This window comes from Pseudomonas sp. GM30, from assembly GCF_000282275.2.
In the GTDB taxonomy this organism is placed as follows: domain Bacteria; phylum Pseudomonadota; class Gammaproteobacteria; order Pseudomonadales; family Pseudomonadaceae; genus Aquipseudomonas.
Map to the genome: position 1 here is coordinate 62632 of NZ_AKJP02000007.1, position 17259 is coordinate 79890.

Below are 17259 nucleotides of genomic sequence, written 5' to 3' on the forward strand. Positions count from 1 at the left end.
GGCAACAGGCATACCTTGAAAGGCTGAATTCAACGCTGCATAAGGACCCAGCCATGAGCCGTATTTTTGCTGACAACGCCCATTCCATCGGCAACACGCCGCTGGTGCAGATCAACCGCATCGCGCCGCGTGGCGTGACCATCCTGGCCAAGATCGAGGGGCGCAACCCCGGTTATTCGGTCAAGTGCCGGATCGGCGCGAACATGATCTGGGACGCCGAAAGCAGCGGCAAACTCAAGCCGGGCATGACCATTGTCGAGCCGACTTCCGGCAATACCGGCATTGGTCTGGCTTTCGTTGCGGCGGCCCGTGGTTATAAATTGATGCTGACCATGCCGGCCTCAATGAGCATCGAACGGCGCAAAGTCTTGAAAGCACTGGGCGCGGAACTGGTTCTGACCGAACCGGCCAAGGGCATGAAAGGCGCGATCGAGAAGGCCGCCGAAATTGTTGCCAGCGACGCCGACAAATACTTTATGCCGTCGCAGTTCGACAATCCGGCCAACCCGGCGATTCATGAAAAAACCACCGGTCCGGAAATCTGGAATGACACCGATGGTGCGGTGGATGTGCTGGTGGCCGGCGTCGGAACCGGTGGCACCATCACCGGCGTGTCGCGCTATATCAAGAATACCCAGGGCAAACCGATCCTGTCGGTGGCGGTGGAGCCGGTGTCTTCGCCGGTGATCAGCCAGGCGCTGGCGGGTGAAGAGATCAAGCCGAGCCCACACAAGATTCAGGGGATTGGCGCCGGTTTCGTGCCGAAGAACCTCGATTTGTCGATGGTCGATCGCGTGGAACAGGTCACCGATGACGAGTCCAAGGCCATGGCGCTGCGCCTGATGCAGGAAGAAGGGATTTTGTGCGGTATCTCGTGCGGCGCGGCCATGGCCGTAGCGGTGCGCCTGGCCGAGAAGCCGGAAATGCAGGGCAAGACCATCGTGGTGATTCTGCCGGACTCCGGTGAGCGCTATTTGTCGAGCATGTTGTTCAGCGATCTGTTCACCGAACAGGAGAATCAGCAGTAGTCCAATTGACTCAGATCAGCCGGTGTTCAGGATCGTTATGCTAATAAATGCTTTGTTGCGCAATTCTTAACACTGAATCTTGGGTTGGACGGGTTTTTCCCGAGGCCGGTAGTGTTTATCATGGCCGGCTGCCAGCCTGGGTATTAGGCATTGCGCAGCGTTGTCTTTATTCAAGGAGTCGTTGATGACCTTTTCGTTAGCCGCCAAGGTGTTGGTGTTGCTGCTGTTTGTGGGCAGCATCCTCTATGTGCATTTGCGCGGCAAGGCGCGTCTGCCGGTCCTGCGTCAGTTCGTCAACCACTCGGCGCTGTTCGCTCCGTACAATGCGCTGATGTACCTGTTCTCCGGTGTGCCGTCCAAGCCGTATCTGGATCGCAGCAAGTTTCCGGAACTGGATGTGCTGCGCGATAACTGGGAAACCATTCGCGACGAAGCCATGCACTTGTTCGACGAGGGCTATATCCGCGCCGCCGAAAAGAACAATGACGCCGGTTTCGGCTCGTTCTTCAAGAAAGGCTGGAAGCGTTTCTACCTCAAGTGGTACGACAAACCGCTGCCGTCGGCCGAAACCCTGTGCCCGAAAACCGTGGCGCTGGTCAGTGCGATCCCTAACGTCAAGGGCGCCATGTTCGCGCTGTTGCCCGGTGGCAGCCATCTGAACCCGCACCGTGACCCGTTTGCCGGCTCGCTGCGTTATCACCTGGGCCTGTCGACGCCGAACTCCGACGATTGCCGGATCTTCGTCGACGGTCAGGTTTACGCCTGGCGCGACGGTGAAGACGTGATGTTCGACGAGACCTACGTGCACTGGGTCAAGAACGAAACCGAACAGACTCGCGTCATCCTGTTCTGCGACGTCGAACGGCCATTGAGCAACCGTCTGATGACCCGCATCAACCGCGCCATCAGTGCTTGGCTGGGCCGTGCCACTGCGCCGCAGAACCTTGATGACGAACGTGTCGGCGGCATCAACCAGGCCTACGCCTGGAGCAAGAACTTCAGCGACCGGTTCAGCGGCGTGGTCAAACAGTGGAAGCGCCGCAATCCCAAGGCTTACCGCATCCTGCGTCCGATTCTGGCGGTGTTGGTGCTGACCTTGCTGGGGTATTGGCTGTTTGGTTGAGGCCGGATGTTGAAATGAAAAAACCGCTCCTTGTGAGCGGTTTTTTATTGTCTGTGAGTCAGCGGCGTCCAGCGAGAACGTTGGGTTCGTCTTCTATGCCTGTAATCAGTAGTTGCAGAAAACGCTGCTGATTGGCAGATAGCTTGGAGGAGACAATCGTTCCTTCCGCTTTGGTTGATCTTTTCCTGGTGGGGGATTTCTTGACTGATTTGCGCATGTTCCCTCCCTCATTGATCATTACTTGAGCTGTTTTCACCATACGATACTCTCCACTGCGAGGACAAGACGACCTTCCAAATCAAATTTGAAGCCGAGCTTTGTATAAACAGGAATTGCTCCTTGCATCGGCTCCTGGACTTCTATGAAATTGCTACCGATTATTTGGGCGAACTCGTCGATGACCATCATCGCCAAGGTCCCGATACGATTTTTCAGCGGGTGAGAATCCCCGGGTCGCCCTTCTAATCGTACGATTCGAATACGTTGGCGGCTTTTGTTTGGATTGACGAAACACAGTCCGCAAAGCTGTTCTTCAAACCAGATCGCGATATCCAGGGACAGGGGTTCTCGTGACTTCCATGCGGCAACCTCTCGCCAGCAAAAAAGTGGATTCTCCCAAAGCTCGAACGCGCTAAGTGCTATGGCATCAATGGGTTCGAAGCGTACTTTCGACAAGTCTTGCCCTGCTGGAAGCTGTAATAGAGCTTTAGCGATGCTTGCCTGTTTTCTGGCCTGCGATTTGTACAACTGATACCGCAAATATGTCCGTTCCCTTGGCATGTGATCCCGAGCATTCCCTGTCTCCCCATCAATGGGCCTATCCGTTGCTCATCAGCCTATGCGCCCGCCATCGAGCTGTCCCTGCTGGCCCTTTGTCCAAATCGTTGCAATCCATGTCCCGCGCTGGTTATAGTCGGCGCTCGTGAATCAGCTGATTCACGTTTCAAACCCTTCAAAAAAGATCAGTCCCAATGCCTGCATCCCTCATCAGCGCGGTAGTCGATTCAGCGGTCAACGCTGGCGTCGTGCCGTGCGGGAATCAGCAGCCCGGGCAGATCAGTCATTACCCTCCACCTGTCAGTAGCACGCCGGTGTGCGCAGTCGTATCACCGCCGGGCGTTGGCGTTTCGGGCTGATCGGCATTCTCTGCTGACCCCTGCGCCCGCCAGAACAACTACTGAATTTCAGCTACGGCTGAGTTGGCTATTTGCCTGACTACAGGTGGTATTCATGTTTGTCCTTTCGAAAAAGTCCGCGCTCGCGGCGACGTCCACGAGCCTGTTCGTTCTGCTGTGGAGCAGCGGGGCGATCTTCTCCAAATGGGGGTTGTCCCACGCTTCGCCCTTTGCCTTTCTGCTGATTCGCTTTGTGATCGCCCTGTGCGGGCTGCTGTTGTTGGTGCCGCTGCTCAAGTTGAAGCTGCCCAAGGGCGGTCGGCCGATGCTGTTTGCGATTGCAACGGGCGTGGTGTTGTTGGGGGCGTATCAGATTTTCTATCTGCTGGCCCTCAACACCAAAGTCACGCCGGGGGTGATGGCGACCATCATGGGCGTACAGCCGATCCTCACTGTGGTGTTGATGGAGCGCCAGCGCTCGGCGAGCCGGATGTTCGGTCTGGCTCTGGGGCTGGCCGGGCTGATCATGGTGGTTTATCAGGGGATCGGACTGGCGGGGATGTCCTGGGCGGGCATGCTGTTCGGTCTATTGGCGCTGGCGAGCATGACGGTGGGCTCGATCATGCAGAAGCGCATCACCGACAATCCCCTCGGCACATTGCCGGTGCAGTACCTGGCCGGGCTGTTGTTGTGCGCGATGTTCGTGCCGTTTCAGCCGTTCCACTTTGAACAGAGCACGGGTTTCATCGTGCCGGTGTTGTGGATGGGGCTGGTGGTGTCGGTACTGGCGACACTGTTGCTCTATCGCCTGATCGCCCGGGGCAATCTGGTGAATGTCACCAGTCTGTTCTATCTGGTGCCGGCGGTGACGGCGGTAATGGATTACCTGATTTTCGGCAATCGTCTGGCGGCGTTAAGTGTGCTGGGGATGCTGTTGATCATTGTTGGGCTGGCGTTTGTGTTCCGTAAATCCAGCTGATCTGTAAACCGATGGCGGCTGTTCGGCCGCCATTGCGGGCAAACCCGCTCCCACAGGGTTTTGTGTTGAACACCATGATATGGACGACATCAATCACTGTGGGAGCGGGCTTGCCCGCGAAGACTGACTTGTTAACGCAGCAAAATCAGCGGACTGTTGCGGCAGCAGGCTTCACCACCGCCGGCTTCAACACCAGCCACAACGCCAGCGCAATCAACACTCCGCCATACAGGTGCGCCATCGACAATGGCTCATCCAGCAGCAACGCGCCCCACAACACGCCGAACGCCGGAATCATGAAGGTCACGGTCATCGATTTGACCGGGCCGATGGAGCTGAGCAGGCGGAAATAGATGATGTAGGCAAACGCCGTGCAACCCAGACCCAGGCCCAGCAGCGACAGCCAGACATTCCACCCGCCCCAGCTTGCCGGTGGCGCGGTGATCACGCTGTAGCCGAACAGCGGCAACAGAAACAGCGAGGCGCCGAGCATGCTGCCCACCGCCGAAAGGCGACTGTCGAGCCCGCCGCTATGGTCCAGCCAGCGACGGGTGAGGAATCCGGCGAAACCGTAGCAAGTGGTGGCGAGCAGGCAGGCGAGGGCGCCCATCAGCAATTGCAGATCGAAAGCCACGGGACCTGCGCGCGTCAGCACGCCGACACCGAACAGGCCGAGAAACACACCCGTCAGCTTCGCGACAGTGAGTTTTTCGCTGAAAAACAGCCCGCCAATCAATACGCCCATCAACGGTGTGGTGGCGTTGAAGATCGCCGAGTAACCGGCCGGCAGCACCTGCGCCGCCACCGAATACAGCGTTGCCGGGATCCCCGAGTTGATCACCCCCAGCAGCATCACGGTTTTCAGCTTGCCCTTGAAATCCCAGCTGATGCGCATCAGCCCGAGAATCACCAGCAGACCGGCGGCAGCAATCGACACCCGGAAGAACGCGGTCGGAATGGTGCCGATCACTGGCGCAATAATGCGCATGAACAGGAAGCTCGCGCCCCAGATGGCTGCCAGCGACAGCATGCGGAAAATATCGACAGCGCTCACGATGGCACTCCTTCCTTGATCGGGACGAGAGTGTTGCCGAGCGCCCCGTCGATGGCAACCGTCAATCGGGCATTTAATTTTTCATTCAGAGCACGAAGCGCGTCACCAGGCCGTTGAGGTCGATCGCCAGGCGCGACAGTTCCTGACTGGCAGCGGACGTTTGGGTAGCGCCGGCGGCAGTCTGGGTCGAGAGATCGCGGATGGTCACCAGATTCTGATCAACCTCGCGCGCCACCAGCGCTTGCTGCTCGGCCGCGCTGGCGATCACCAGGTTGCGCTGGTTGATCTGCGAGATCGACGCGGTGATTTTCTCCAGTGCCTGACCGGCACTGTTCGCCCGGCGCAACGTGTGGCTGGCCTGCTCGGCACTGCTTTGCAAGGCGCCGACGGTGGCGCCGGTGCCTTGCTGGATGCTGCTGATCATCAGCTCGATTTCTTCGGTGGAGTTCTGCGTACGTAGCGCCAGCGAGCGCACTTCATCGGCGACCACCGCAAAGCCGCGTCCGGCCTCACCGGCTCGCGCCGCTTCGATGGCGGCGTTGAGCGCCAGCAGGTTGGTTTGCCCGGCGATGCCGCGAATCACCTCTAGCACTTTGCTGATGTCCTGGGCTTGAGTGGCGAGGCCCTCGGCCTGTTCCGAGGCGTCGAGTACCGCACCGACCAGTTCCTGAATCGAGCTGATGGTTTCGCTGACCTGCACATGGCCGTGCTTGCTGTCCTCGTTCGAGGCCTCGGAGGCCTCGGCGCTGGACACCGCATTGGCCGCAACTTCATCCACCGCCGTGCTCATCTCGGTGACGGCGGTGGCGGCCTGTTCGATCTGATCGTTCTGCTGCTGCAGGCCACGGGTGCTTTGCTCCATCACCGAGCTCATTTCTTCGGCGGCGGAGGCCAGTTGCTGCGCCGATTCGCTGATGCCCCGGATGGTTGAGCGCAGGTTGTTTTGCATCCCGGCGAGGGCGCTGAGCAACTGCGCTGCCTCATCGCGACCGTGATCGGCAATCTGGCCGCTGAGGTCGCCGGCGGCAATTTTTTGCGCGACGGACAGGGCCTGATTGATCGGTGCGGTGATGCTGCGGGTCAGCAGCCAGGCCAGCAGCAGGGTAGCGATCAGGGCGACCACGATGATCGTCGCGACAATCCACAGCGCCTGCTGATAAACCCCGGCAGCAGCTTCGGCGGCGCTGTCGGCGCCTTGCTGGTTGAAGCTGATCATCTGCTCCAGCGTCTTGTCGAGGGTCCGGCCCTGTGGCGCCAGTTCATTGTTCAAGCGGGCATAGGCCTGTTCACTTTGCCCGGCGTCGATCTGAGCGATGATCTGGTCCAGGATGCTCATGTACTTGGCGACGTCGCTATTCAAACCGTCGAGCATCGCCCGTTCCGCATCGCTGGCCAGCAGAGCGGTATGATCCTTCAGGCGCTTCGACAATTCTTCGCGCTGCACCTTGATGATGCCTTTGCTTGTGTCGCGTACCGCCGGCTGGGTGCTGGTGATCAGGCGCAGGGATTCGAGGCGTATGTTGGCGATGTTCGCCGCCGCATCGTGAATGCTCTCGATACTGGGCATCCACGATTCCTCGATCACCGTTGCGCTCTCACGCAGGTTTTTCATCTGGCCCAGGCCGAACAGGCCGACCACCACCAGCAGGCCGGCCAATACGGCAAAACTTAAACTGGCGCGCAAACCGATGCGCAGATTGCGGATAGACATCAATGTGCTCCTTGATCTATTGGGGGGAGGTCGTCCTCGTGGGCCGAGGATCTTGTTGTGAGGCGGGTGCTGGCGGGCTGTATATCAAAGTGCCACTATTTTGGTAAGACCAATCTGTGAGCAGTTCATGTCTTCCATCGACAGGCAGGAACTCAGCGGTAAAACCGCGAGCCAGAGCGGTGGGGCAGTGATTGGATCCGAATCCCAGAGAATTCGCGGGCTGGCGTGGGACGGCAGGTGAGACTGAGCGGGCGATTAACTGACCGAACGGTCGACTCAAAAAACTTTGCTAAAAACTGTGTCGCTGTACAACCCTGCCGCGCTTTTGGCAGAAATTGCACTTCTCCTGCGCGTGCATCCGTGGCTAAGCTCAGGCACAGATTTCCACTTGCACGCCGAGGTCTCATCTATGCCGCAGCAATGGCCAGCCACCGACATCGCCCGCATGATCCTCGATGGCTTTGACGATTACCGCGAGCATTTCCGGCGCATTACCGACGGTGCGCGCGAGCGCTTCGAGCAGGCGCGCTGGCAGGAGACGCAGACCGCGTCGGCGGCGCGGATCAATCTCTACGAAGAAAAGGTCGGCGAAACCATCGCCCGCCTGCGCGAGCATTTCGACGATGAGACGCTGATGAATGTCAGTTGCTGGCCGTTGGTCAAAAGCGCCTACATCAGCGTGATCGACTTGCGCTTCGACGATGAGCTGTCCGAGACCTGGTACAACTCGATCTTCTGCGGGCTGTTCAGCCACGACCTGATCAGCGACGGTTGCATGTTCATCCACACCACGCGGCCGAGCCTGCGCCGCGCCCGGGCTGCGCAAACCCGCACCTACAAGCCGCAAGGGCAACTGTCGTCGATGCTCGCCAGCATCTTTGCTGACTATCGCTTCAGCGAGGATTACGCCGATCTGCCCGGCGACCTGCAGCGCCTCGAGTCGCAACTGCGCGAGAACCTGCCGGACTGGGTGTGCAAGGATCCGGAGCTAAGCGTCGAGCTGTTTTCCTCGGTGTTGTACCGCAACAAGGGCGCCTATCTGGTCGGGCGCATCTACACCCGCGACGAGCAGTGGCCGCTGGTGATTCCGTTGCTGCACCGCGAGGGCCGCGGGATTCAGATCGACGCGTTGATCACCGACGAAGCCGATGTGTCGATCATCTTCTCCTTCACCCGTTCCTATTTCATGGTCGATGTGCCGGTGCCGGCGGAGTTCATCGGCTTCCTGCGGCGCATCCTGCCGGGCAAACACATCGCCGAGTTGTACACCTCGATCGGTTTCTACAAGCACGGAAAATCCGAGTTTTACCGGGCATTGATCAATCATCTGGCCAACACCGACGACCAGTTCATCATGGCCCCCGGCGTGCGCGGCATGGTCATGAGTGTGTTTACCCTGCCGGGCTTCAATACCGTGTTCAAGATCATCAAGGACCGTTTCTCGCCGTCGAAAAACGTCGACCGCGCAACGGTCATCGAAAAGTACCGGCTAGTGAAAAGCGTCGACCGGGTCGGGCGCATGGCCGATACCCAGGAGTTCGCCGATTTCCGCTTTCCCCTGAGCAAGTTCGATCCGGCGTGCCTGGAGGAACTGCTGGAAGTCGCGCCATCGACGGTCTCGGTCGAAGGCGACACGGTGCTGATCCGCCACTGCTGGACCGAGCGCCGCATGACCCCGCTCAACCTCTATCTGGACAACGCCAACGAAGCTCAGGTGCGCGAAGCGCTGGAAGATTACGGGCTGGCGATCAAGCAACTGGCGGCGGCCAACATCTTTCCCGGTGACATGTTGCTGAAGAACTTCGGCGTCACCCGTCATGGTCGGGTGGTGTTCTACGACTACGACGAGATCTGCTTCCTGACCGAAGCCAACTTCCGCCACATCCCCGCGCCGCGTACCCCCGAGGACGAAATGGCTTCCGAACCGTGGTACTCGATCGGGCCGCTGGATGTATTCCCGGAGGAATTCCCGCCGTTTCTGTTCGCCGATGCCGGGCAGCGCAAGCTGTTCGATCAACTGCATGGCGAGCTGTACAACGCCGATTACTGGAAGGGCCTGCAGGAGGCGATCCGCGCCGGCAAAGTCATCGACGTCTTCCCCTACCGCCGCAAGGGCCTCGATAACGAATAATCCCGGAGCATGACGAATTTGTGGCGAGGGAGCTTGCTCCCGCTGGGCTGCGAAGCGGCCCCGAAACCATCCGCCGCGTCCTGTCAGTGACCTCCCGACAACCGGATTACGATTGCTGCGCAACCGAGCGGGAGCAAGCTCCCTCGCCACAGTAGGAGGCAAATCTGCGACAATCGCCCCCCTGCATAAACAGACGACCGAATTGCGTACCCGATGACCGACGAATCGCCCTCCATCGACAAACTGCTGAAAAACCTCGATCACGCCATGCTCGCCGACCGTCACCGGCTGCGGCGGCAGTTGCTTGAGCTGCGCAAGAAACCCGACGAGGCCAAACTGGCCCAGTGGGTGGCGCGCATGCAGGCGTCCTGCGATCAGGTGCTGGCGCGCCGTGCCAGCCTGCCGGTGATTCGTTACGACGACAGCCTGCCGATCGCCGCCAAGCGCGATGAAATCAAGGTAGCGCTGGAAAAACATCAGGTGCTGATCATCGCTGGCGAAACCGGCTCGGGTAAAACCACCCAGTTGCCGAAAATCTGCCTGGAAATCGGTCGCGGCCAGCATGGTTTGATCGGTCACACCCAGCCACGCCGAATCGCTGCGCGCAGTGTCGCCAGCCGGGTGGCCGAAGAACTCGGTACACCGCTCGGCTCGCTGGTCGGCTATCAGGTGCGCTTCGAAGATCAGAGCGATTCCAACACCCTGATCAAACTGATGACCGACGGCATCCTGCTGGCGGAAACCCAGAACGACCGCTACCTCGAGCGCTACGACACGATCATCGTCGACGAAGCCCACGAACGCAGCCTCAACATCGACTTCCTGCTCGGTTACCTGAAAACCCTGCTGCCGCGTCGCCCCGATCTGAAAGTCATCATCACCTCGGCGACCATCGATCTGGAGCGCTTCTCCAAGCATTTCGATGATGCGCCGATTGTCGAGGTCTCCGGGCGCACCTTCCCGGTAGACACCTGGTATCGCCCGCTGACCCTGGAGCAGGACGAAGAGGGCAACCGCGTCGAGGACGACCTGACCGTGGATCAGGCGATCCTCGCCACTCTCGACGAAATCGCCGCCTACGAGCGCAGCGAACGCCGCAGCCCCGGCGATGTGCTGGTGTTCCTGCCCGGCGAGCGCGAGATTCGCGACGCCGCCGACATGCTGCGCAAGGCCCAGCTCAAGCACACCGAAATCCTGCCGCTGTACGCGCGCCTGTCGCCGGCCGAACAGCAGCGGATTTTCCAGTCGCACCCGGGACGCCGCGTGGTGCTGGCGACCAACGTCGCCGAGACCTCGCTGACCGTGCCGGGCATCCGTTATGTGATCGACAGTGGCACCGCGCGCATCAGTCGCTACAGCTATCGCGCCAAGGTCCAGCGGCTGCCGATCGAAGCGATTTCCCAGGCCAGCGCCAATCAGCGTAAAGGTCGTTGCGGCCGGGTCGAGCCGGGGATTTGCGTACGCTTGTATAGCGAAGAGGATTTTCTCGGTCGCCCGGAATTCACCGATCCGGAAATTCTGCGCACCAACCTTGCCGCCGTGATCTTGCAGATGCTGCATCTGCGCCTCGGCGAAATCACCGCGTTCCCGTTCATCGAGCCGCCGGACGGCAAGGCGATCAGCGACGGTTTCAACCTGCTGCAAGAACTCTCGGCGGTGGATCGCAACAGTCAGTTGACCCCGCTCGGGCGCCAACTGGCGCGGCTGCCGGTGGATCCGCGGATGGGCCGCATGCTGCTGGAAGCGGCGAAACTCGGCAGCCTGCAGGAAGTACTGATCGTCGCCAGCGCCATGTCGATTCAGGACCCGCGCGAGCGTCCGCCGGAGCGTCAGCAAGCAGCCGATCAGGCCCACGCACAATGGAAAGACAGCGATTCGGACTTCGCCGGGCTGGTCAATCTGTGGCGCGGTTTTGAAGAACAGCGCCAGGCGCTGACCGCCAGCCCGCTGCGCAACTGGTGCCGGAAGAATTTCCTCAACTACCTGCGTCTGCGCGAGTGGCGTGATTCCCATCGTCAGTTGAGTCTGATCTGCCGCGACATGCAGCTGAGCCTCAATAAAGAACCGGCGGATTACCCGAAACTGCACAAAGCAGTATTGGTCGGCCTGCTCAGCCAGATCGGCCAGAAAACCGAAGACGGCGATTACCTCGGCGCCCGTCAGCGGCGCTTCTGGATTCATCCGTCGTCGGGTATCGGCAAGAAACGCCCGCAGTGGCTGATGACCGCCGAACTGGTGGAAACCACCAAGCTTTACGCGCGGATGGTCGCCAAGATCGACGCCGACTGGATCGAGCCGCTGGCCGGGCACCTGATCAAGAAAAACCATTTCGAACCGCACTGGGAGAAGAAGCGCGGCCAGGTCGTGGCCTACGAGCAGATCACACTGTTCGGGTTGATCGTGGTCGGTCGCCGCCCGGTGCATTACGGCCCGGTGGATCCGGTGGTCGCGCGTGAGCTGTTTATCCGCGAAGGTCTGGTGCGTGGCGAGATTCAGTCGAAAGCCAAGTGCCTGACCGCCAACAAGCAGTTGCTCGAACAGCTCGACGAACTGGAGGCCAAGGCCCGGCGCCGTGACATTCTCGCTGACGAAGAAACCTTGTACGCGTTCTACGATGCGCGCTTGCCGGCGGAGATTCATCAGACCGCGACGTTCGACAGCTGGTATCGGGTCAACAGTCAGAAAGACCCGCAACTGCTGATCATGCGCGAAGAAGACGTGCTGGCCCGCGAGGCCAGTGAAGTCACCGCCCGGGATTACCCGGACACGTTGCACATCGGCGATCTGGAGCTGGCCCTCAGTTACCACTTCGAACCCAATCACCCGCGCGACGGCGTGACCCTGCGCGTGCCCGCGCCGCTGCTGCCGATGCTGCCGCCGGAACGCCTGGAATGGCTGGTGCCGGGGCTGATCGAGGCCAAGTGCATTGCGCTGGTGCGCAATCTGCCGAAAGCCTTGCGCAAGAACTTCGTGCCGGTGCCGGATTTCATCAAGGCGGCGTTGCAGCGCATGACCTTCGCTGAAGGCTCATTGCCGCAAGCGCTCGGTCGCGAGTTGCTGCGCATGACCGGTGCGCGCGTCAGCGATGAAGCATGGGCGGAAGCGGCGCAGCAGGTCGAAAGCCATCTGCGGATGAACCTGGAAATTGTCGACGGCCAGGGCAAGTTCCTCGGCGAGGGCCGCGATCTGGCGGAGCTGACCGCGCGTTTTGCCGAAGCCAGCCAAGCGGCATTGGCCGTGCCGCAGAGTGCGAAAAGTCAGCAACCGGTGGAGGCCAAGGTCTTCGCCCCGGTGGCGGAAAAGACCCAGCAGAAGATCGCCGGCCTGTCGATGACGGTCTATCCGGCGCTGGTGGAGGAGGGCGGCACGGTCAAGGAAGGGCGGTTCTCGACCCCGGCTGAAGCCGAATTCCAGCATCGCCGCGCCTTGCAGCGCCTGCTGCTGCAGCAACTGGCCGAGCCGGCGAAGTTCCTGCGCAGCAAGCTGCCGGGCATCACCGAGTTGGGCCTGCTGTATCGCGAGCTGGGCCGAGTGGATGCGCTGGTCGAAGACATTCTGCTGGCCAGCCTCGACAGTTGCATCCTTGAAGGTGAAGACCCGTTACCCCGTGACGGCGCCGGGCTGGCGGCATTGGCCGAACGCAAACGCGGCAGTTGGACCGAACACGCCGAGCGCGTGGCAAGGCTGACGCTGGAGATCCTCAAGCTGTGGCACGGCCTGCAAAAACGCTTCAAGGGCAAGATCGATCTGGCGCAGGCTGTGGCGCTGAATGACATCAAGCAGCAAATCAGCAATCTGGTGTATCCGGGTTTCGTCCGGGAAACACCGATGCAATGGCTCAAAGAGTTGCCGCGTTATCTGAAGGCGGTCGAGCAGCGTTTCGAGAAACTCGGTGCGCAAGTGCAGAAGGATCGCGTCTGGAGCGGTGAACTGGCCGGCCTCTGGGCGCAATACCAGACACGCGCGGCGAAACATGCCCAGGAAGGCAAACGCGATCCGCAGCTTGAACTGTACCGTTGGTGGCTGGAGGAATACCGCGTGTCGCTGTTCGCCCAGCAGTTGGGGACGAAAGCGCCGATCTCGGACAAACGGCTGAGCAAGCAATGGAGTCAGGTCGAGGCCTGATCTTGAGTCGTACACGATCCCGTGTGGGAGCGAGCCTGCTCGCGAAAGCGGTATATCAGACACCATTCTCGTGACTGACACACTGCCTTCGCGAGCAGGCTCGCTCCCACATTGGATCTGGGTTGTGCTTGAGAAAGGCGCCAAAACCTTGGGTTTATGGCAAACTTCGCGACCATAAATGCCGTTTTCGCGACCCAGAGCCTTTGGCGAGTTCGCGGATCGGACTAAAAGATGCCAGGTCAGCGTCCCCGGACGGGAACAGACCCTTTGTGTGTTGGTACGTCGGTGCCAGCGCTTTCTGCCTGAACAGATTAGAGAAACGACCATGCATAACGTCGTCATCAGCGGCACCGGCCTATACACCCCGGCCAACAGCATCTCCAACGAAGAGCTGGTGCAGTCTTTCAATACCTACGTCGCGCAGTTCAACGCCGACAACGCCGACGCCATCGCCAGCGGTGAAGTCCAGGCGCTGACCGAGTCCAGTGCTGCATTCATCGAAAAAGCCTCGGGCATCAAGAGCCGCTTTGTCATGGACAAGGACGGCATCCTTGATCCTGCGCGCATGGCCCCGCGCCTGCCGGAGCGTTCCAACGACGAATGGTCGGTGCTGTGCCAGATGGCCATCGGCGCCGCTGAACAGGCGCTGCAACGTGCCGGCAAGACCGCCGCCGACATCGACGGCGTGATCGTTGCCTGCTCCAATCTGCAACGCGCCTACCCGGCCATCGCCATCGAAGTCCAGGAAGCACTGGGCATTCAGGGTTTCGGTTTCGACATGAACGTCGCCTGCTCCTCGGCGACCTTCGGCATTCAGGCCGCGGCCAACAGCGTGCAACTGGGCCAGGCCCGGGCGATCCTGATGGTCAACCCGGAAGTCTGCACCGGGCACCTGAACTTCCGTGACCGCGACAGCCACTTCATCTTCGGTGACGCCGCAACGGCAGTGATCATCGAACGCGCTGACCTGGCGACGTCCAAGTACCAGTTCGACGTGGTCAGCACCAAACTGCTGACCAAGTTCTCCAACAACATCCGCAACAACTTCGGCTTCCTCAACCGCGCCGCGGAAGAGGGCATCGGCGCCCGCGACAAGCTGTTCGTGCAGGAAGGTCGCAAGGTGTTCAAGGACGTCTGCCCGATGGTCGCCGAGCTGATCGGTGAGCACCTGGAAGAGAACAAACTCAACGTCGGCGACGTCAAGCGCTTCTGGCTGCACCAGGCCAACCTGAGCATGAACCACCTGATCGTGCGCAAGCTGCTGGGCCGTGAAGCCACTGAAGAAGAAGCGCCGGTGATTCTCGACACCTACGCCAACACCAGCTCTGCCGGGTCGGTGATTGCCTTCCACAAATATCAGGACGATCTGGCCAGCGGTTCGCTGGCGGTATTGAGCTCGTTCGGCGCCGGTTACTCGATCGGTAGCGTGATCCTGCGCAAACGCTGAGGCACCCGCCCTTGTGGCGAGGGAGCTTGCTCCCGCTGGAGTGCGTAGCGCTCCCAAAACCGGCGATTGCGGTCTTGCTGAAGAACCGCAATCGCCGGTTTTGCGTCTGCTGCGCAGCCGAGCGCGAGCAAGCTCGCTCGCCACAGGGTCGAGTGCGTTAACGTTAATCGGTATTTGCAAACGAGGCGTGCATGGCCGCAATGGACGACACCCAACTGCTCGAACGTCTGCTCGCCGGTGAGCAAAAGGCTTTCAAGGAACTGGTCAGCACCTACCAGAGCGCGATGCGCGCGGTGGCTTATGCGATTGTCGGCCAGCGCCATGTCGAAGAAGTGGTGCAGGACGCGTGGCTCTCTGTGGTGCGCCATATCGGCAGCTTCGAGGGCCGTTCCAGTCTCAAGACCTGGCTGCTGACCATCACCGCCAACTCGGCCAAGAGCCGCTACAAACAAAACCGCCGCGAAGTGTTGATGGATGATCTGCCGTCTCCCCACGGCACCATCGACGACGATCGCTTCTCTCCCGGTGACGGCCATTGGCTGGTGGCGCCATTCGCCTGGCATCAGGACACCCCGGAAGCCTTGCTCACCGAAAGCGAGTTGCGTGACTGCCTGGAGCACACCTTGCTCAGCCTGTCGGAACTGCAAAGCAGCGTGTTGCTGCTACGCGAGCGTCAGGGCCTGGAGCTGGAAGAGATCTGTAATCTTCTGGAGATCTCGCTCTCCAATGTACGTGTGCTGCTGCATCGGGCGCGGCTGAAAGTCTTCGCCACGGTGGAGCATTTTGAGGAGACCGGCGAATGCTGACCTGCAAGGAACAAGTGGCACGCTCCAGCGATTATCTCGATGGCCAGTTGAGCTTTCGCGAGAAACTGCTGGTGCGCCATCACCTGATGTTCTGCCCGAACTGTCGGCGGTTCATTCGTCAGATGCGTTTGATGCAGTCCACGTTGAAGGCGATGCCGGAGAAGCCGCAAGAGGGTGTGGATGCGCTGGCCGAGCGTCTGGCCGAGCAACGCCGCAAGGATAATCTCCTGTAGGAGCTGCCGCAGGCTGCGATCTTTTGATCTTGTTTTTGAAGATCAAAAGATCGCAGCCTGCGGCAGCTCCTACAGGTTTTTTTTGCTTACTGCAGAACTAGCCCGGCGCGGACGACACGAACGGATGATGGGGATCGTCCCGCCCGCGTCAGGCTATAGGGTGACGCGTTTTAGAACTTGGCTTCCGCATCCAGTTGCAGGGTGTTGGTGTCTGCGTCGCGCTGGGTGCGGCTGGAGAAGTCGGCCTTGGTCAGGAAGTACGTGGCGCCGATGGCGAAGTTCTTGTCGATGTCGTAACCGACCTTGAACTTGTGCCCACGGGAACCGGTGGTGCCGTTGGCGAAGTCGGAGTCGGTAAACGCGCCGACCACGGCGTCACGCTGTACGTCGCGATAGTTGTAGTCCAGATTCAGACCGAAGACTTTCGACTTGGCGCCGACCAGCCACGCGGTATCGGCGTCGGTCACGGCGTCGTTGTTCTTCACGTATTGACCGTAGAACGACAGTGGCATTGGCAGACCGCCGATGTCGATCTGGCTGAAACCTTCGTACAGGCGGAACTCGTTGTTCGCCGAGTTGCCGTTGACCGACAGCGCGCACGGTGTGGACGTCCCGGTGCAGCGGCTGTCTTCGTCGTTCTGGTAGGCGTAGACGCTGCCGCCCAGGGTCAGTTTCAGGTTGTCGGTGATCGCGAAACGGCTGCCCAACTGCCCGGCAGTCAGACGCAGGTCGTGACGGAATTGCACGCCTTCGCCGTCGACGTTGTCTTTGAGGGTGTAGTTACCCAGGCTGCCGAACAGTTCGGCGCTGCTGCCCAGTGGATATTTGTAGGTGACGGCCAGACCTTCCGGGTTGATGTCGCTGTCCCAGATCACGTCGCCCATGCTGACCCACGGTTGCAGCATCTTGCCGCCGATCACGTGCAGGTTCTTGATCGCATCGGGGTGGTAGTCGATGTAGCCCAGGTCGAGCCAGATCTGCTTCTTGTCGAAGTAGTTGTCCATGTCCTGGTTGGTCGAACGGGCATCGTCGCCGCCGCCGGTAGCGATACGGATACCGGTGTCGACTTGCGGGTTGATCTCGGTGTAGGCGCCGAGGCGGGCGCGGATGCGCTGGCGATCCTTGTCTCGGCCGCCGTTGTTGGATTCGCCGTCGATCTTGACGGTCTCCTGACGAATACGCACGTCACCCTTGAACTGGGTCTTGGCGGCCCAGGCGAGTTTCTGGTCGAAGGAGCTCAGCTCATTGGTTTTCTTCGCGGTCGCCGCGATCTGCTCGTTGGTCTCTTGCTGCGCCTGCTGCGCGATTTGCTGAGCCTTCTGATCCTTGGCCAGTTCAGTTTGCAGTTCGATGTACTGCGCCTGGGAAATGGAACCGTTGGCCTTGAGCATGTCGAGCAGTTTGGCGTCGACTGCAGCACTGGCCGGAACGCTCATGGCCAGCAACAGGCCACCGCACAGGGCCGCCGCAGTTTTCGTGGAAGCAAGACGCATAGCAATCTCCGAAG

The 17259-nt window shown here is 60.2% G+C and carries 13 protein-coding genes; 8 read left to right on the forward strand and 5 right to left on the reverse strand.

The window, feature by feature from the left end:
* Positions 1-53: 53 nt before the first annotated feature.
* Both cysK and PMI25_RS05755 read left to right on the forward strand, forming a co-directional pair.
* Entirely contained in the window at positions 54-1028 is a 975-nt protein-coding gene (gene cysK, locus PMI25_RS05750) for a cysteine synthase A (RefSeq protein ID WP_007969612.1), read from the forward strand.
* Positions 1029-1212: 184 nt separating this feature from the next.
* Positions 1213-2151, forward strand: coding sequence for an aspartyl/asparaginyl beta-hydroxylase domain-containing protein (locus PMI25_RS05755; RefSeq protein ID WP_007969614.1), 939 nt, complete (start codon positions 1213-1215; stop codon positions 2149-2151).
* A 58-nt stretch (positions 2152-2209) separates the two neighbouring features.
* Here PMI25_RS05755 and PMI25_RS29435 read toward each other — a convergent pair whose 3' ends face one another.
* Entirely contained in the window at positions 2210-2368 is a 159-nt protein-coding gene (locus PMI25_RS29435; protein ID WP_177325696.1) for a hypothetical protein, read from the reverse strand.
* A 35-nt stretch (positions 2369-2403) separates the two neighbouring features.
* On the reverse strand, positions 2404-2910 hold the full coding sequence (locus PMI25_RS05765) for a hypothetical protein (RefSeq protein WP_443200887.1): 507 nt from the start codon (positions 2908-2910) through the stop codon (positions 2404-2406).
* A 471-nt stretch (positions 2911-3381) separates the two neighbouring features.
* Here PMI25_RS05765 and PMI25_RS05770 point away from each other — a divergent pair, with 471 nt between their 5' ends.
* A complete protein-coding gene (locus PMI25_RS05770) occupies positions 3382-4245 on the forward strand; it encodes a DMT family transporter (RefSeq protein ID WP_007969620.1) in 864 nt (287 codons plus the stop codon).
* Positions 4246-4390: 145 nt separating this feature from the next.
* On the opposite strand, the gene PMI25_RS05775 is transcribed toward PMI25_RS05770, so the two are convergent.
* A complete protein-coding gene (locus PMI25_RS05775) occupies positions 4391-5299 on the reverse strand; it encodes a DMT family transporter (RefSeq protein ID WP_007969622.1) in 909 nt (302 codons plus the stop codon).
* A gap of 85 nt (positions 5300-5384) precedes the next feature.
* A complete protein-coding gene (locus PMI25_RS05780) occupies positions 5385-7010 on the reverse strand; it encodes a methyl-accepting chemotaxis protein (RefSeq protein ID WP_007969623.1) in 1626 nt (541 codons plus the stop codon).
* Between the two features lie 409 nt (positions 7011-7419).
* Between PMI25_RS05780 and aceK the strand changes: the two genes are divergently transcribed.
* From aceK to PMI25_RS05805, 5 genes are all read left to right on the forward strand, one after another.
* Positions 7420-9141 (forward strand): bifunctional isocitrate dehydrogenase kinase/phosphatase, encoded by a 1722-nt coding sequence (aceK, locus tag PMI25_RS05785; protein WP_007969625.1) that lies wholly within the window; start codon positions 7420-7422, stop codon positions 9139-9141.
* Between the two features lie 213 nt (positions 9142-9354).
* The gene (gene hrpA, locus PMI25_RS05790; RefSeq protein ID WP_007969626.1) at positions 9355-13266 is read left to right on the forward strand and encodes an ATP-dependent RNA helicase HrpA; all 3912 of its coding nucleotides are present in this window, start codon (positions 9355-9357) and stop codon (positions 13264-13266) included.
* A gap of 325 nt (positions 13267-13591) precedes the next feature.
* Positions 13592-14713: a beta-ketoacyl-ACP synthase III gene (locus PMI25_RS05795; protein ID WP_007969627.1), complete on the forward strand. Its 1122-nt coding sequence runs from the start codon at positions 13592-13594 to the stop codon at positions 14711-14713.
* Positions 14714-14904: 191 nt separating this feature from the next.
* Positions 14905-15519, forward strand: coding sequence for an RNA polymerase sigma factor (locus PMI25_RS05800; RefSeq protein WP_007969628.1), 615 nt, complete (start codon positions 14905-14907; stop codon positions 15517-15519).
* Positions 15513-15752: an anti-sigma factor family protein gene (locus tag PMI25_RS05805; RefSeq protein ID WP_007969630.1), complete on the forward strand. Its 240-nt coding sequence runs from the start codon at positions 15513-15515 to the stop codon at positions 15750-15752. The genes PMI25_RS05800 and PMI25_RS05805 overlap by 7 nt, the downstream gene beginning before the upstream one ends.
* Before the next feature lie 170 nt (positions 15753-15922).
* Here PMI25_RS05805 and PMI25_RS05810 read toward each other — a convergent pair whose 3' ends face one another.
* Positions 15923-17245, reverse strand: a complete 1323-nt coding sequence (locus PMI25_RS05810; RefSeq protein WP_007966005.1) for a putative porin — start codon at positions 17243-17245, stop codon at positions 15923-15925.
* Between the last annotated feature and the right edge of the window lie 14 nt (positions 17246-17259).

Coding starts and splice junctions, on each gene's coding strand:
- cysK (WP_007969612.1), top strand. CDS start 54: ATGAGCCGTATTTTTGCTGACAACGCCCATTCCATCGGCAACACGCCG.
- PMI25_RS05755 (WP_007969614.1), top strand. CDS start 1,213: ATGACCTTTTCGTTAGCCGCCAAGGTGTTGGTGTTGCTGCTGTTTGTG.
- PMI25_RS29435 (WP_177325696.1), bottom strand. CDS start 2,368: ATGCGCAAATCAGTCAAGAAATCCCCCACCAGGAAAAGATCAACCAAA.
- PMI25_RS05770 (WP_007969620.1), top strand. CDS start 3,382: ATGTTTGTCCTTTCGAAAAAGTCCGCGCTCGCGGCGACGTCCACGAGC.
- PMI25_RS05780 (WP_007969623.1), bottom strand. CDS start 7,010: ATGTCTATCCGCAATCTGCGCATCGGTTTGCGCGCCAGTTTAAGTTTT.
- aceK (WP_007969625.1), top strand. CDS start 7,420: ATGCCGCAGCAATGGCCAGCCACCGACATCGCCCGCATGATCCTCGAT.
- hrpA (WP_007969626.1), top strand. CDS start 9,355: ATGACCGACGAATCGCCCTCCATCGACAAACTGCTGAAAAACCTCGAT.
- PMI25_RS05795 (WP_007969627.1), top strand. CDS start 13,592: ATGCATAACGTCGTCATCAGCGGCACCGGCCTATACACCCCGGCCAAC.
- PMI25_RS05800 (WP_007969628.1), top strand. CDS start 14,905: ATGGCCGCAATGGACGACACCCAACTGCTCGAACGTCTGCTCGCCGGT.
- PMI25_RS05805 (WP_007969630.1), top strand. CDS start 15,513: ATGCTGACCTGCAAGGAACAAGTGGCACGCTCCAGCGATTATCTCGAT.
- PMI25_RS05810 (WP_007966005.1), bottom strand. CDS start 17,245: ATGCGTCTTGCTTCCACGAAAACTGCGGCGGCCCTGTGCGGTGGCCTG.